This is a genomic window from Polaribacter sp. Q13, from assembly GCF_016858305.2.
Taxonomy (GTDB): Bacteria; Bacteroidota; Bacteroidia; order Flavobacteriales; family Flavobacteriaceae; genus Polaribacter.
Genome location: NZ_CP074436.1, coordinates 4,289,428 through 4,304,914, shown reverse-complemented (window position 1 = coordinate 4,304,914; position 15,487 = coordinate 4,289,428). Strand labels below are relative to the sequence as shown.

Annotated in this window: 9 protein-coding genes; 1 reads left to right on the top strand and 8 read right to left on the bottom strand. The window is 31.7% G+C overall.

Going from position 1 to position 15,487, the window contains the following annotated elements; all coding sequences use genetic code 11:
* The first annotated feature begins 150 nt into the window (after positions 1 to 150).
* Positions 151 to 1,758 (top strand): hypothetical protein, encoded by a 1,608-nt coding sequence (locus tag JOP69_RS18110; RefSeq protein WP_203393475.1) that lies wholly within the window; start codon positions 151 to 153, stop codon positions 1,756 to 1,758.
* Positions 1,759 to 1,771: 13 nt separating this feature from the next.
* On the opposite strand, the gene JOP69_RS18105 is transcribed toward JOP69_RS18110, so the two are convergent.
* The 8 genes from JOP69_RS18105 to JOP69_RS18070 form a co-directional block, all read right to left on the bottom strand.
* A complete protein-coding gene (locus JOP69_RS18105; RefSeq protein WP_203393476.1) occupies positions 1,772 to 3,250 on the bottom strand; it encodes a sulfatase-like hydrolase/transferase in 1,479 nt (492 codons plus the stop codon).
* Positions 3,251 to 3,321: 71 nt separating this feature from the next.
* Entirely contained in the window at positions 3,322 to 5,208 is a 1,887-nt protein-coding gene (locus tag JOP69_RS18100) for a CRTAC1 family protein (protein ID WP_215602617.1), read from the bottom strand.
* 189 nt (positions 5,209 to 5,397) lie between these two features.
* Positions 5,398 to 7,383: a glycoside hydrolase family 127 protein gene (locus JOP69_RS18095; RefSeq protein ID WP_203393478.1), complete on the bottom strand. Its 1,986-nt coding sequence runs from the start codon at positions 7,381 to 7,383 to the stop codon at positions 5,398 to 5,400.
* 43 nt (positions 7,384 to 7,426) lie between these two features.
* On the bottom strand, positions 7,427 to 8,908 hold the full coding sequence (locus JOP69_RS18090; protein ID WP_203393479.1) for a family 16 glycosylhydrolase: 1,482 nt from the start codon (positions 8,906 to 8,908) through the stop codon (positions 7,427 to 7,429).
* Between the two features lie 60 nt (positions 8,909 to 8,968).
* Entirely contained in the window at positions 8,969 to 10,384 is a 1,416-nt protein-coding gene (locus tag JOP69_RS18085) for a sulfatase (RefSeq protein WP_203393480.1), read from the bottom strand.
* Positions 10,385 to 10,419: 35 nt separating this feature from the next.
* Positions 10,420 to 11,904, bottom strand: coding sequence for a family 16 glycosylhydrolase (locus tag JOP69_RS18080; protein WP_203393481.1), 1,485 nt, complete (start codon positions 11,902 to 11,904; stop codon positions 10,420 to 10,422).
* 34 nt (positions 11,905 to 11,938) lie between these two features.
* The gene (locus JOP69_RS18075) at positions 11,939 to 13,504 is read right to left on the bottom strand and encodes an MFS transporter (protein WP_203393482.1); all 1,566 of its coding nucleotides are present in this window, start codon (positions 13,502 to 13,504) and stop codon (positions 11,939 to 11,941) included.
* Positions 13,505 to 13,753: 249 nt separating this feature from the next.
* On the bottom strand, positions 13,754 to 15,484 hold the full coding sequence (locus JOP69_RS18070; protein WP_203393483.1) for a RagB/SusD family nutrient uptake outer membrane protein: 1,731 nt from the start codon (positions 15,482 to 15,484) through the stop codon (positions 13,754 to 13,756).
* Positions 15,485 to 15,487: the final 3 nt, after the last annotated feature.

Here is a 15,487-nt window from a genome sequence, read left to right as displayed (position 1 = left end):
AGTTTATTTACTCTCAAAACTAGGGAATTAAATCTAAAATACCCTCCTAAAACTTCTTACATAAACTTAACATTTATAAAAATAATTATTTATTTCACTTAACATAAATAATTGTTTATATTTGAATAAAAAACACCTATTATACTGTATATGATAAATTTAAAAAACATATTAAAACGATATATTTTTATAATTATACTTAACATTTTTGTTTTTCAATATTTACAGAGTCAACAATTAAAAACTCATTTTGAAGAGAATTTAATTCCTTTAAATACACCAACCGATTCTATTTCTATTTTTTTAACCAAAACAAAAGAACAAGCGATAATAAAAAAGGATAGTACCTTATTAATTAACACCCTTATTACTCAAAGTAGATTTAATAGGTTTAAACTAAATTACTTAAAAGCATTTAGTTTTGCAGGTGAAGCTCTTTTTATATCCGAAGAATATAAGAACCAACTTTTAATAGCAAAAGCCAATGAAGAATTAGGTGTTTTAACCTATTTATACAAGCAAAACGAAGAATCTGAAAACTATTTAAAAAAAGCACATCAACTATATAAAAAGCTATATAAGCAGAACAAAATTGATGTCTCTCAAATTTATAAATCTTATTACAATTTAGTTTTACATTATCAACGCATTACAGATAAAGAAAACCTACAATCTTATATTGATAGTTGCATTATTTTTTCAAAAAAGACGAAACTCCCCCCTATATATTCTATTTTTCTTGACGAAAAAAAAGCAAGTATTAGCGAGTGGAATAATGCACCAGATGAAGCATTACAACTATTAAAAAAGGCAGCATATCAATTAGAAAATGAAACGTTAAATTCTGGTTTAAAGAATAAAGACAAAACGTTTTTACTAATTATTTACGGCAGAATTGCAATCATTTATCATAAAAAGAAAAACCTAAATGAAGCTAAATTTTATTTTGAAAAATTCACTAAAATCAAAGGAGTTTTAGGAGAAACAACTTTTTATAGATCGTTTTTATACTCTCGTTATGCTGAAGTTTTAAAAGAACTAAATTTATTTGCACAAGCCTATGAATATGAAAAAGAAGCTAATGACATTAGCAACTCTTTATTAAACCCTAGAAACGAAAAAAACAGAGGTTTTTTAACCATTAAAAACTATTACAAAGAAGAACTTATTAAGAAAAGAGAGCAATTAAATATTAAAAATTTAGAACTAACTAAAAAGAAAAAAGCCCTTCTAAATTTTAGAATATCACTTTTTATTATCCTTTTTTTAGTAATTCTTTTAACCTTAGTTGTTAGGCAAAGAATTAAAAATTTAAAGTTTGAAAAAAAGCAGCAAAACTCTAGAGAACTATTAGATGTTAAGAACAAGGAACTCACCACTAATACGCTTCAATTAATAGAAAAAGAACAAGTCATTAAACAATTAAGCGATTATATTAAAGAAGCAAATCCAGGAAATAAATCAAAAATAATTTTAAAAACGATAGAAAGAAGTTCAACTAGTTTATGGGACTCTTTTAACAGAAGATTCAACGAACTGAATAAAGGTTTTTATGAGAGGTTACAAGAGAAAGTACCAGATTTAAGTAGAGCAGACAGAAAGCTTTGCGCACTAATAAAACTTAATTTTTCGGGCAAAGAAATGGCGTATTTACTAGGTATTTCTTTAGGAAGTGTACATGTTGCAAGACACCGATTACGTAAAAAAATGAAACTGGAAAGACATCAAAATCTAACCAGTTTCATTACTTCTATATAATCTAATATGTATACTACTTTTTAGTAGGTAAATCAGTTAACATATCTACCTCAAAAGTTTCGTTGTATTGTGGCATTCTACCATCTTTCCATAACTCTTCATCTTTTGCAGAATAATACCATAAAGGTTGCACAAAACCTTCTGTCCATTTTTGAGTTTCTGCTACCATTTTTTTAAGACGTTCTGGATATCTACCTCCTAAATTTTTCTTCTCTCCAATATCTTTAGTAATATTTGTTAATCTCCAAGGTTCATTACCCATTCGTGTAATTTTCCAATCGCCTAATCTTGCCCCAACATCACTATAACCATGACGATATCTTAAACAGTAAATCATGTCTTCTTTATGTGGTTCTGTATTATTTTTTACAGCTTCCATAATATCCTTACCATCTAATATTTTGTCTTTAGGAATTTTACCTTTTGCTAAATTTACAAACGTAGGATATAAATCTAACGAAGAAACAGGGAAATCAAACTTTAAACCTTTTCCTAATTTTTTAGGATAATGCATAAACATTGGCACTCTATAACCGCCTTCCCAAGCATCACCCTTAGAACCTTTAAGTGGATAATTATTAGCTCCGTGATCAAAATTACCACCATTATCACTCAAAAATACAATTAACGTATTGTCGTACTGATTTGTTTCTTTTAACTTTTTCACAATCTTCCCAACTCCTCTATCAACAGCATACACCATAGCCGCATACGTTCTTCTGTCTTTATCTTTAATATTTGCAAAAACCTTTAAATCTTCTGCTTTTGCTTCTAAAGGAACATGTGGCGCATTATAGGCTAAATAAATAAAGAAAGGATCTTTTTTAGTGGAAGCTAATTGAATATCGTTCATAGCCTCTCTAGTTAAAGCATCGGTAATATATTCTGTTTCCTTAACTTCTTTGCCGTTATGGTCTAGCGGAAGAATATAATCGCGAATTTCTTTTTTGCCTGCTTTTAACTGTTTCTGATATTCCTTCTGATATTTCTCTGGGAAATAATTATGCCCTCCTCCAAGGAATCCATAATAATTATCGAATCCCCTTTTGTTAGGTTGGTATTTTGGAGCACTTCCTAGATGCCATTTTCCAAAAGCACTAGTATAATAACCAGCATCTTGTAATACTTTAGACATATAGGTTTCATTTAAAGGAATCCCCATATTGTCAGCATCATTCATACTAGAATTACTATGCAAATTAAAAGCAGTTCCCATTTCTTGAGGATAGCGTCCTGTTAATATAGAAGCTCTACTCGGACCACAAAAAGGATGTGCTACATAAGCAGAAGTAAACGTAATGCCTTCATTAGCTAATTTATCTAATTCTGGTGTAATAATATCTGTAGATCCATTGAATCCAACATCATTATAACCAAGATCATCACACAAGACGAACAAAATATTAGGCCTTTCTTCTTGTGCTGTACAGCCCATTATGGATATAAAAGTTCCGAAGAATAATAATTTTAGTTGATTTGAAATCTGTTTCATAATTACTAATAATTTAAAATGATATTTAACGAATTCTTATTTATTTTAACTTTTGCTATATAATAAAAAAATTATTTTTTCCCTATTACAATCTCCTTATTGCTTGCTTTTACGGTTTGTTCTAAAACCTCACCATTAGAATACATCACTTTTACTTTAATGCTTTTGCTACAATCTCCCAATCCAAAATGAACAAAAGTGTTGTGGTTTAATGAATATTGAGAAGATGAAGTACCAACTCTTTGTTGTTGCGTATTTCCACAAGAAGAAATTGTTACCAAAGCACCTAAAGGTGGAATATTTCCTTTTTTAGAGTTTCTAACCTCAACAGTTAATGACTTATTACTATCTGCCATTTCATTTTTAAACAAATGCCATTTTCCTCTTTCTTCTCCAATTACAACATCTACTTTTCCATCTTTATTATAGTCGATACTTTCTACGGCCATTCCAATTCCTCCTAAATCTTTCGTTATAATATGATGTCCTTCTTTAGCTTTAAAAGCAGATTTACCATTATTTAAATACAAAATCGATTCGTTTTCATAGACCAAATCTCCTCTTCTAATTACTAATAAATCATCAAAACCATTGTTGTCATAATCTGCGACAGTAACCGCCATTGTTTGTGCTTCTAAAAACACATTTGCTTTTTTAGTAACATCTACAAACTTAGATCCTTTGTTTTCTAATAAAATATCATTGATTGCTTTTGGATGTTTAGATTCTGTATAGTTTTTTACGTTATGCACCACACCCGTTGCTGGCGCCCAAAGAAAACCACCAATTCTCCATTTTTGATTACCTACATATCCAATATACCACCCTTTTTTCTCTTGGTAATTAGGATTATCTGGAAAACCTAAAGCATCACTCATCACTAAATTAATATCTTTTCCAGAATGTGTTTCTCCATAAAAAACATAATCATAAGAAGCCTCACCAATATAATACGTATCATTATTTGGCCATTGAGACTGAAAATTTTCCATATGTAAAACTTCACCAGAAACAAAATCGTCTAATTTTAATTCGCCCCTTTTTGTATAAAAACCTAAATCTTTCGTTGCTTTATTATAAAATGATTCTCCTTTTTTAAATTCTAATCCTCTAGTGAAATATAAATCCATATCACCATCATTGTCGTAATCAATTTCTGCAATTGCAGTTACTTCATCAATATCGTAAGACAATACTTTTTTAGTAACATCTTTAAAAGTTAAATCACCATTTCCTTGATATACAATTACGTTTTTATCGCCATATAAAATAATATCAATAATGTTATCATTATTAATATCTGTAATCAACGTTTTTTGTCCGTTTACTTTACTTGCAGGTAAAGTTGAATGCATGATTAATTCTCCTGCACCATTATTTTCATAAATATAGTTTTCACTTGCCCCTTTTTTTGCGCCATCAGGAAACGCAAAATTTAACAAATCTAAATCGCCATCATTATCTAAATCTACAAATTTCACTGTTCTACCGCGCATTAAAGCTAATGGTTCTGTAAAATCTGCCATCGGAATAAATTCTCTCCCTTTTACTTTATATATTTTAGAATTTCTAGCGTTACTTCCAGAACCTCCTCCTCGAGACATAATTATTTCTAAATTTCCATCTTTATCAAAATCTCCCACAGAAATTCCGTGTAAATCTCCCATGATGATATCAAAAGGTTTTGCAAACTTTCCTTTATTATTCCATTGTACCTGAATTGCATAACCATGGTCATTTATCAACAAATCTGGATACCCATCTTTGTCTAAATCTGCGACCACAGGCGAATCCCATTTCCTTAAATTCTTTTCTTGTCTTGGAAATTCTTTAAAGACTTCTTTAAAAGAATCGCTTTGTGCATTTATAGAATTTACACCAATAAAAGAGGCTATTGCTCCAAGTATCCAAAGATTTTTAATGCTGAAATTAATGTTACTCATAGTTTTGTATTTCATGTGGTTTTTAAAATCAAATTATATTCCGTTTACAGGCTTCAATAACCGAATAAAAAAAGAAAAGTAATTACTTTATTATACCTCATCATGTACCAATATTACCATAATTTTTGACAAAAAAAAAGGAGCTTATTCTTTTCAGTTTACTGAAATGAATAAGCTCCTTTACTTATTTAAATGAACGTTATTTTACCAAACAACAGGCATAAACACGGTCATTTCTGCCTGCCCTCTATTACTCCAAGCGTAATAAGGCACTAATTGCGTTTTATAAGGCTTAAATACGGGTTTTGTAACTGTTTGATACATTTCATCCGTTTTACCTTCTCTTAGTAAAAGTTCTGTTTCTATTACCGTAACTCCACCTAAAAAATCTGGTTTATGAACTGCTGTTAAAGGAGCATCACCTTTTAAATACACATCTAAAATAGCTGTATCTTTTGGTAAATCTGGAGTTTCAATTGTATACACAATCGGCCCTCTTTTTACTGCTAATTGATTTCTTACTTCTTCAATTCTATTATGACCTTCAATAAAAGTTGGTTCCATTGGCATGTCTAAAACAATCACATCTCCTGCTATCCAAGTTCTATTGATGTTTGCAAAATTCCCTGGATTTACAGCAACACCTGCATCTTCTCCATTTACTTTTAAAGTACTGCCAACTGCCCATTTAGGTATTCTAACCTGAATATCAAAAGCTTCACTTTTACATTCATCAATAGTTATTTTTACCAAACCTTTCCAAGGGTATTCTGTATCTTGAGATAATTTTAAAGGAGCACCATCTAACATTTTTGTCTCTAAATTGTTTCCACCAAATAAAACAACAGAAACACCATTATCAGATAAGTTATACGCCCATCCAGAAGTTTTACAAATTGTTCTTACCAAGTTTGGAGGACAACAGAAACATTCTAAATACGGTTGTCTTACCGGACTTTCTGTTACATCATCATGCGAATCATAATTTCTAGAATTGTTTACCATTCTTAAAGGATTCGAATAAAAATAATCTTTCCCTTCAATACTAATTCCTGATAAACCAGAGTTATATAATACCAATTCTATAATATCTGCATATCTAGATTCACCATTAATCCCCATCATTCTATGACTAAACATTGCATTACATAAATTTGCGCAAGTTTCGTTATAAGCCGTCATATTTGGCATCATGTAGGCATCTATAAACCCTTCTTCAATCATGTCTAAACTAGTAGAAGCTCCATAATGCGCTTGCCCAACAGCTCCGGTTACATACATTTTTTTGCCTGTAACGTTTTCCCATAATTTATCTAAAGAAGTTAATAATGCTTTTTCACCAGTTTCTGCATATACATCTGCTGCACCTGCATAATAATACAAGGCTAAAACGGCGTGACCAACCGCTTCTTCAGATTCTCTGAAAGGAGTTCTTTCTTGCACCATGTCTCCAATAGGGTAACCAATTGTAGTATCATCGTGTTTAATTTCGTACGTTCCTCTTCGGTTGATAAATTTCTCTGCTAATTTTAAATACTTTTTATCTCTTGTTGTTCTATACAATTCTACCAAGCCCATAATTTGAGTTTGATTGAATCCAAAACGTTGGTAATGCTTGGTATCTGGCATAAAATAAGCATGTAATAAATCTGCCATTTTAACAGCAATATTTAAAAAGTTGCTTTGCCCAGTTAATCTAAAATGCACAGAAGCAGCAATAAATAAATGTCCGAAATTGTACATTTCATGATACTTTCTGTTTTCAAAACGATCTACACCTTCCGTAATTTGAACATGTGTATGAATATACCCATCTTCTTCTTGAGCTTGCCCAATAACATCTATATACTCGTCTAATTCCTTTAATAAAGATTCATTTTTAGTTTGCGCATAGATGTACATTTTTGCTTCCATGAATTTAAAGAAATCTCCATCATGCCAGTAAAAACCTTTATGCTCTCCTTCTTTTAAACCTGCTGCAATTTTAAAATTGTTTAAACCATGACCAATATCTCCACATAAAAGATCTCCCATATAAGGCAACATCTTATCTTCTGCCGTTTTTACTTTTTCTGACCAAAAGCCAGTATTCCATTTACAGTCACCAAAATTGATGCTCTTTAACTTTACAAACGGACTTTCTGATGTGTTTGTAATTGCATTCTTATGAAGGTTTGAAGTAGTACTCATAAAATATATTTTTTAAAATAAGTTTTCTTACTATTGATTTTAATTATTTTTTCTTGATAACAATATTGTCTATCAAAAGTTTTGCTGCTCTTGTTTTAGGTAAATCTTTTTTTCTGATTTCAATTGCAATGGCATCTTTTTCTCCAGATGCTACTGTTCTAGAAATAGTACTTTCTACCGTAATCCATTCACGTCTTGGAAGTTTTCTAAGATCTCCAAAAGTTACTTCTAACTCAGGATCTTGTAAAACAACATGAATTTTATCTGCAATAACTCCTTGATCTAACCAAACTTTTGCAGAAATTGTATACTCACCAGCGGCTAACTTTAATGAACCTTCTGGTGCCATAGCCACTGCTTTTTCTACTTCTAAACTTTCCGTTTTACTAAACCCAGAAAATTCTAAACTATTTACACCTTGGTAATAATCTCCGTAAGCAATTGATAAATATTTAGCTGAACCTTCATTGATATCCCAAAATTTCTGATACTCATCTGGCACAGAACTTTCTGGTAATAAGGTTAAAGGTCTTCCGTTTTCTTCAAACAAAATAGGCCCTTCAAAACCATAAAAAGCAGCATCTTTAGCTAACAAATTATCTGTTGGTTTTTGCCAAACTCTCATATATTCAATTTCGAAATCTACAGGTAACTCTTCTTTATGCGGCATCCCTAACCAAAAGAAGATCTCTGAATCTAACCAAATTTCCATCGGATTATTCAATACAAAAGAAGTCCCTAATTGATCTTGTGTAAAATGACGAATTAATTTTCCATCAATAAATAATTTTAAATAATCTACACCCCATTCTGCTCCGTACACATGAAAATCATCTGCCGTTCTAAAATCTAAATTTTCATCATGATTAAATATTTTAGTTGGTCTTTGTGCTGGTGGTCTCCAATCGTGTGCAGTTGCTAAATAAGAATCTGCTCTAATGTTTCCTTTATTTTTAGGATTCCCCATTAACTCATACACATCTAATTCTTGCTCATGACCAATTGCCCAAAATGCACCTGTAATTGCTGCATTACCAACTTTAGATTTCACCTCCATATATCCATATAAAAAACGTTTGTGCGTTAAAACACCCGCTGTGGTAACTGGCATTGGCGTTCCGTCTTTATAAATACCATATTGAGAAGTCCCCATATTTCCGTCGCCATAGCTTTCTTTAATAAATGGATAATCTGGTTCCCAAGCTGTTCTTAGCTTTAACTTACCATCTTCTACAATTACATTTTTTGCAACAAATTGAGAAGGAGCACGTCCTTTCCAAATATAATATTGATCATTTAAGCCCTCTACAAACCATCTTGTTGTATCTATTTCAGTTCCCTTAAATTCATCACTTAGTTCTTCATTTAACACCCAACCATCTTTATTTTCTTGATCAGAAAATGGCATTGGAGTTGTTATTTCTGTTTTAACTTTATCAGTTGCTTTATTTTGTGCACAACTTACACTAGCAAGTGTTAATAATCCGGATAATGCGATAAAAGTATACCTCTTAAATTGTATCATTCTATATTTAATTTATTCGTTGGTTTTAATTTATTCTTTTTCTTAATAATTAGAAATTTGTTATTTATTCTGATAATGTTCCATTTCTTTTTTCACTAATTCAGGTGTTCTATAACGGTCCATTCTATCAATGTCATATTTTTCAAACTTTCTTTTTAACATCCACATTGGGCGCTCTAAAGTTAATTCCCATTGAAACAATTTTTTATACATACTTCTCAATCGTTCTGGATTTTTCGTTGCCAAATCATTTTGTTCTGCAATATCTTTAGAGATATCATACAATTCTGCAGGTCTATCCGGAAAACGAATCAATTTCCAATCATTGTGTCTATATACAGAACGTGTTTCTTTTTTCCAAAATAAATCTTCGTGAGGTCTTGCTTTATTTTCTCCGTTTACAAACGGAACTAAATTAACACCATCTATATCTTTTAAATCTGCCACATCTCCTCCACCGGCAGCATAAAATGTTGGTAATAAATCTAAAGTACTTACTGGGTAATCGTACACCTGACCTGCTTTTATTTTACCTGGCCATTTAATTAAATATGGTACTCTTAAACCACCTTCTAGGTGATTCGATTTTGTACCACTTAATGGTAAATTTAAAGAAGCGTTTTTATCTGTTGGCCCTCCATTATCATTAGAAAAAACAATAATTGTGTTATCCTCTAAACCTAATTCTTTCAACTTCTCTAAAACTCTACCAGAAGCACGGTCTAAAGCTAAAGTCATTGCTGCTACTTGTTGACGTTTTCCGTTTAAGTTAGGAAATTTCGCTAAATCTTCTGGGGTCGCTTCCATTGGCGTATGTACCGCATTAAATGCTAAATACACAAAGAAAGGTTTGTCTTTATTTCTTTCGATAAAAGAGATTGCTTTGTCTGCAAATACATCTGTAGCATATCCTTCTGGTTCTTCGAAATTACCAAAATCACGTTCCATTCTTTTGTCTAAATGCCCTTTAGGAACTTGTTTATAAGCGAAATAACTTCTATCTCCTCCTCTAAAACCATAAAACTCATCAAAACCTCTTTTTAAAGGATGAAAACGATCTGCATCACCTAAATGCCATTTACCATACATAGCACTTGTATATCCTAATTTTTTTAAATAATCTGCCATGGTTACCTGATCTACTGGCAAGCCCATATCATCTGCTAAATACTTTGAGTTTTTACTCATGTATCCAGGTACATTTATTTCTTCGTACCCAAAACGTTGTTGATATTTACCGGTCATTAACCCTGCTCTAGAAGGTGCACACGTTGCATCTGTAACATAACCTTCTGTAAATTTTGCTCCTTCTTTAGATAGTTGATCTAAATTTGGCGTTTTCATTACTTTACTTCCCTGAAAACCAAAATCGGCATACCCCGCATCATCAGAAAATATGAAAACAATGTTTGGTTTTTTTTGCGCACAACTAGACAATGCTATTGCCATACAAATAAATAGAATACTTTTTTTCATTTTTTATTGAATTAGTTGAACCTTACAACAGATTCTTAATTTACTTTTTTAATCTCAATATCGTCTATGTATAATTTAGCCGCTTTTGTTGCTGGTAAATCTTCTTTTCTAATTTCTATGATCATTCCATCATTAACTGCAGATGCTTCTTTTCTTGAAACTTTCTTTGCTACCGTTACCCATTGTTTTCTTTCTAATTTTTTTAAACCAGAAAAAGTTAATTCCATTTTCGGATTCATTAAAGTAACATGAATAGAATCTGTAATCCTTCCTTGATCTAACCAAACTTTCATTGATAAATTATAATCTCCTGCAGGAAGTTTTAAAGAACCTTCTGGTGTTTTAGCGACTACTTTTGCTACGTTCAATGAATCATTTTTACCATATCCAAAAAACTGTAATGCTTCTACTCCATTTGCATAATGTCCTTCTGTAATTTTTAAGTATTTCTCTGAACCTTCACTAAAAAGCCAAAATTTTTGATACTCATTTGCCGTTGCATCTTCTGGAACCATTGTTAAAGGTTTTGGATTTTCTTCAAATAAAATAGGACCTTCAAAACCATAAAAGGCTCTGTCTTTTGCCAATAAATTATCTGATTCTTTTTGCCAAACTCTCACATATTCAGCTTCAAAAGTTGCTGGTAATTCTTCTTTATGAGGAACTCCTAACCATTTAAAAATCTCTGAATCTACCCATATTTCCATCGGATTATTTAAGACCCAATCTGTACCTAATTCATCTTGTGTAAAACCATGAATAAATTTACCATCTCTATAAATATTTAAATAATCTTCTCCCCATTCTACTCCATAGACATGAAATCCTTCCGAAGTTACGTAAGGTAAGTTTTCATCATAACCAAAAGCTTTTGTTGGTCTCGTTGAAGGTGGACTCCAATCATGAATTGCAGTTCTATTCATATGCTTATCGATAGAACCTTCTTGAGCTATTTTTGGTACTGCCAATTGCTCGTACATATCTAGTTCTTGTTCAAAACCAATTGCCCAAAATGCTGCTGTCATTGCTGCGTGTGGTGCTTTCGATTTTATTTCCATATATCCGTTTAAAAATCTCTTTTTACTAACAATTGCCGCTGTTGTTACCGGTAAAGGTTTCCCTTCATGAATTCCGTATGTATCTTTATTAGCTCCATCAGCATAACTTTCTTTAGCGAAATTATAATCTGGTTCCCATTGCGTTTTTAAAATTAAATTTCCGTTTTCTAAGACAACATTGTGTGGTGCATATTGAGAAGGCGCTCGTCCTTTCCAAATATAATAATCTCCATTTTGTCCTTCTACAAACCACTTTGTAGTATCTATTTCCGTTCCTTCAAACTCATCACTTATTTCTTCATTTAAAACCCAATTTCCTTTATTTTCTTGATCAGAAAAAGGTAGAACACTTTGTTTTACAACCGTTGTTTCTGCTGATTTCTTAGGTGATTCACATCCAACACTTAGAAAAGTAAATGTTCCTAAAAGAAAAGCGATTATATATATTTTTTGATATTTCATTTATAATATTATTGTTATTTAACTTCCTTTTTTATTATTTCCTTTGAAGCTTCGTTTGAATTTCTTCTAAAGAAAGTCCTTTGGTTTCTAAAAGGTATTTATATAAAATAATTAAGCCCACAAGTACAATACCTGCGTAAATTATAAAAGTTGTGGTAGCTCCAAACATTTCCATTTCTAATGGGAATAAAAACTGCACCAAAGCACTAACGGTACTCGAAATTAATGCAAATAATGGTATTGCCACTCCTCGATTAGAAATTGGGAAAATTTCTGAAAGCAACACCCACATAATTGGTCCTATTGAGAAGTTAAATGCGGCAATAAAAGTTAAAATACTTAATAGTATTAAGATTGAATTCATGTGTGCTGTTTCTTTAAATATTAAACCCGAGTTATCACGTGCAGATTCTACTCCAAGAATATCACTTAAAGAATTTTTGAATTCAATATCACTATTAAATTCTTTTCCAACAATCGCATTTAATTTTTCAATCTCCGAAATATTATTCATTTTAACAATAGCCTCTGGAGTTACTGTATACGTAGCTTGTTTAAACCCATAAGAAACTGTGGATATACTTATAATAATCAATACTAAACCTCCAATAACTAAAGGTCTACGACCGAATTTATCAATTAAGGTTAATGACACTAAAGTAGAAATCAAACCAATTACACCAATCCAAATAGTACTAGAAAATGCGGCATCTGTACCTAAACCTAATTGCTCAAACATGGTTGGAGCATAGATCATAACTGCATTCATACCTGTAAATTGTTGTACAATTGCCAATGTCATCGCTAAAATTAAAACGATTCTCATCTTACTTCCAAAAATCTCTTTTAATTGCCCCATCGTTGACCTACTACCTTCTGTACCATCAACACTATCAACCATTTGTTGAATTTGTCCATCAACTTCATTTTCAGGATATACTTTAGATAGTGATTTTTTAGCTTCGTCTATTCTACCTTTGTAAATTAACCAAGCAGGACTTTTTGGAATTATTGCAAGTAATAATAACCATATAACTGCAGGAATTATCTCAATACCCAACATCCAACGCCATCCTGTTTCTGCAAGGTTAAGATCAATTACCCATTGCGTATCAGACCCCATTTGTTGTAAAATCCAATAGTTAATTAAATACGCTAGCGTAAAACCAACTCCCATATTTATTTGTAACATAGAAACTAATTTACCTCTTTGCGCAACTGGAGCAATCTCACCAATGTACATTGATGCTAACGTAACCGAACTAAAGGCCAAGCCTCCTAAGAATCGAAACCAAAAAAGTGCTAAGAATGATGGTGCTAAAGCAGAACCAATTGCAGAGACTACATAAAATATAGCAATAATCTGTAATGTAAGTTTTCTTCCTATTTTGTTTGCAGAATAAGCAGTTAATGGCAATGCTATTAGTACTCCAATACCTGGAGCAGAACCGATAAGACCAACTTGTGAAGCTGTTAAATTAAACTCTTGCGTAATGAATTTAAAACCGCCCGATATTAATACAGCATCTAAACCAAAAACAAAACTCCCTATTGCTACAATAATGGAGTATGTAAATGCATTCTTTTTATATGAACTCATAATAATTTAGTTATAATAATTAAGTTTGATTGTTTGCCAAATAAATTATTATCGCAATAATTTACTTAGAAAACAAAGTAAGCACAATTTAGAACTAAGCTGTTATTTAAATTTACCAACTCTTAACCCTATTTTACCTTAGCGTTTCAAATTTAAATAACACTTCTGTTTAATAAAAAATGCTGAAGACTAATCTTCAGCATTTTCTCAAATCAAATTCAAACAATTCTAATTAAAATAGAACATGTCTTAATATCCATCATTTTGAATTAATGCTGGTGCTTTTTGTATTTCCTGATTAGGAATTGGTAAATAATATTCCTTATCAAACCAAGGTCTAGTAACAACAGTATATTCTGTATGCGTTAAAACTCCACTAACCTCCTTTTTCCATTTTAATCCTTTAATATCGAAACCTAAATTATCAGGATTCATCCATCTTCTTTCATCCCAAAAATTATGACCTTCAAAAGCCAATTCTATACGTCTTTCTCTTTTTATCGCTTCTTTAAGAGCATCTCCCGTTACTGTAATTTCAGGCTGTAATGCTCGTGTAGAAACTTTATTTAAGAAAATTTTTGCTTCTATATCATTATTTAATTCTGCTTGTGCTTCTGCATAATTTAAGTACACTTCTGCCAAACGATATAAAATATATGGACGTCCTGCAGATACATCTGTGACTCTCGTAAGGCTCTCATCTTGAAATTTTCTAATGTTGTATCCCGTTTTTGAAGAATGACGAACATTCCCTAATCCTTCTGAAGAATCCAATCCATGAGGAAAGGCCGGTACTCTATTAGGTGCAACCCCTATAGAATCTGACAATGAATAATCTACAGATCTTCCTCTAAAGTTAGCTCCTTGGTAGTTTAAATCGGCATAATATCTCATTTCTCTATTTGCATTTGGCGTTGCAGCATTAAAAGTAGCACCACTTGTACTAGAACCATCTGCCATATTAAACTCTAAAGCAAAATTATGTGTAGGAGAAGATAAAGCCCAACCACCATAACCACTTGGCGACTGTGTTTGATCTGGTAAAGAGTTAACATCTAAACCAAAATCATATAAAGTTTCTCCGTATGGTCTTGCAAAAAGAATGTCTTGATTTGCAGATAAAAATAGCTTTTGATATGCTGCTGCATCTGGCGTAGCAATTAAATCTCTTGCACCCACTAAATCAATTACAGCTTTTGCTGCATCTGCTGCATCTTTCCATTTTGTTGCTTTTGTGTAATCATATAGAGGACCACTAGGTAATGTAGCTGGATCGTGTAATTTACTAGCTGCAAATAATAACGTTCTAGACTTAACAGCTAATGCCGCTAATTTTGTAGCTCTACCAAATTCAGACGCTGGTCTTGTAACTGGTAAAACAGCTGCAGCCTCGTCTAATTCTTTCACTATAAAAGCAACACATTCTTCGTAAGAGTTTCTTGGAATATTAAACTCTGACCCTAAACCAAAAGCAGTTTCAAAAATTGGTAAACCCCCAAACATTTTAACCATCTTCGCATAAATATTAGCTCTTAAAAACTTCATTTCTGCTTTTAAAACATTTACCAGATCTGCATCAGTTTTCATGGCTTCACTTTCATCTACATTGTCTAAAAACTGATTAATTTCATTAATAAAAAGAAAATAATCTCTCCATTTATTATTAAAATCTCCCGGATTTAGAGCAGTCCATCCATTTCCTCTAAGTCTAAGCCTGTCTAAATCTTTAAAATTAAACTTCGCTTCAAAAGACCCCACTTCTACATTAAATCTTCTAGCCCACCAAATAGATTTGTTTAAAGCCCATCCATTTGTACTATTATAAGCAGAATAAACTACCTTTTCTAATTGAGTTGGGTCACTAAAAATTAAATCATTAGGGTAAGAACCTAAAGAATCTGTATCTAAAACATCTTCACAACTCGTCATCGAGAAAAACCCAATAGCTGCAAATAAATATATTAATTTTATTTTTTTCATTGT